The sequence below is a fragment of the Methylobacterium variabile genome (assembly GCF_001043975.1).
In the GTDB taxonomy this organism is placed as follows: domain Bacteria; phylum Pseudomonadota; class Alphaproteobacteria; order Rhizobiales; family Beijerinckiaceae; genus Methylobacterium; species Methylobacterium variabile.
The window spans coordinates 1-1,534 of record NZ_LABY01000397.1; the positions used below are offsets into that span (position 1 = coordinate 1).

Sequence of the window (1,534 nt, forward strand, 5' to 3'; positions counted from 1 at the left end):
CGGCCCGGACGCCCCGGCGGCGCCGGCCGGGGACGCCGGGCCGCTGAGCACCGGAGCGGTCGCCGCGCGCCTCGCCGGAGCAGTGGTGCCGGTGCGCTGCGGACCGTGAGGCGCCACCAGGCGGGACAGGGGTTCGCGGCGGCCCGCGGAGGTCGCGTGCGCGCCTCCGTGCGATCCTTCGATCACTGAAAGTCGCGGCATTCGGCGAGGCCATGGAGGCGCAGCGCTGCATCCGGCGACGCGACCAGCCTGCGGCAGCCGGCCGACGACCGGTGCATCCGCGTCGCTGCGATGCGGCGCCGACGCCGCGCGAACGGCGTCAGCCGGGAGCGGCGGCCTGTCCCTAACCCAGGCCGGTCGTCGGCGGCTGCCACTCAGTGCCGGGATGCTCGCGCACGTCCCCGGCCTTCGAGCCGGTGTCGGACGTGCTGACCCAGTCGCCGGGCTCGACGACCTCCACGATCTCGTCCTCCGGATAGGCCGCCTCGAGAAACAGCCTCGCCTCGCCCTCGGCCGCGGCGCGCACGGTCACGAGCGGCCGATCCCCGGCCGGCCCGCGCACGCGCGCGATGAAGAGCTTCGTCATTCTCCGTCCTCCGGTCGCCTGATCGGCGTCCCGGTCAACGCGGCGCCCGCCCGCCGGTCCCATCGTTGCGCGACATGAGGGCTGATGCGGGCAGGTCCGGCCACGGGCTCTGCGCGAACACGACCGAGAGCCTTGCGCGGCTATTTCGTGTTGACGATCAACGTGAGATCAGGCGCCAGGCGTCCAATCAATCTTGGGCCTCTGCAATAGGATGCGCTCGAAGTAGTCGGCCACCGCTTGAGCGCCGCTCGCGTGCATCATCGCCACCGGGTGGGCGAGGTAGGCCCTGGCCAAATCGAGCGGGATCTCGCCGGCCTGCAACGCGCCGAGCACCGCGTCGATGAAGGCGTCGTTGGCCTCGTTGAAGTCGGACGAGAGCTTCTTGCGGTCGTTGAGTGCCTTGATCGGCATCGTGCGGTCATCCTCTCGAAGGTCCGCCCGGCCGCCGGGGCGGGGCGCCCATTCTCAGAGGCGAGGCGGTGCGCGTCATCCAACCACACCGAGGCAGAGTGTGGCTCTCGCTGCTTCCGCAGCGCTTCCGCAACCCCATCCAAAGCAGGGTCGCAAACTAGCTAAGTCATTGAGAAGGGTGGCGCACCCGACACGATTCGAACGTGTGACCTTTGCCTTCGGAGGGCAACGCTCTATCCAGCTGAGCTACGGGTGCTGACCGCGAAGCCTCTGTAGCCCGGCCCGCGGTGGAGCGCAACAGGGAAAGGGATCGCGCCCAGGGCAATCGGGTGAAGTGTCATGGGGCAACGAGCCTGACGAGGTAGTCGTCGTCCCAGCCTGCGGTTTTGAGGGCGAGGCGCATGGAATCCTTTCCTTTTTTGCGGGCTGCGACGTTCACCGCGATGTGGCGGACCGTCAGCATGTTCTCCGGAGCATGAGCGGTGCGGATGCGGGAATGCTCGTCATGGAACGTGCCGTCGAGGATCCTACGAAGTC

The 1,534-nt window shown here is 69.1% G+C and carries 2 protein-coding genes, 1 tRNA gene and 1 pseudogene; all 4 read right to left on the reverse strand.

The genetic code is table 11. The features are described 5' to 3' along the window. Positions 1–343: 343 nt before the first annotated feature. On the reverse strand, positions 344–586 hold the full coding sequence (locus VQ02_RS33405; RefSeq protein WP_048448582.1) for a hypothetical protein: 243 nt from the start codon (positions 584–586) through the stop codon (positions 344–346). A 168-nt stretch (positions 587–754) separates the two neighbouring features. Next, entirely contained in the window at positions 755–997 is a 243-nt protein-coding gene (locus VQ02_RS33410) for a hypothetical protein (protein ID WP_048448583.1), read from the reverse strand. 179 nt (positions 998–1,176) lie between these two features. Next, positions 1,177–1,253 (reverse strand) — tRNA-Arg (locus VQ02_RS33415). An 81-nt stretch (positions 1,254–1,334) separates the two neighbouring features. After that, positions 1,335–1,534 (reverse strand): annotated as a pseudogene (locus VQ02_RS38885) (ISAs1 family transposase); the annotation flags it as partial.

Excerpts from the sequence above, each read along its gene's own strand:
- VQ02_RS33405 (WP_048448582.1), bottom strand. The coding sequence starts at position 586 with ATGACGAAGCTCTTCATCGCGCGCGTGCGCGGGCCGGCCGGGGATCGG.
- VQ02_RS33410 (WP_048448583.1), bottom strand. The coding sequence starts at position 997 with ATGCCGATCAAGGCACTCAACGACCGCAAGAAGCTCTCGTCCGACTTC.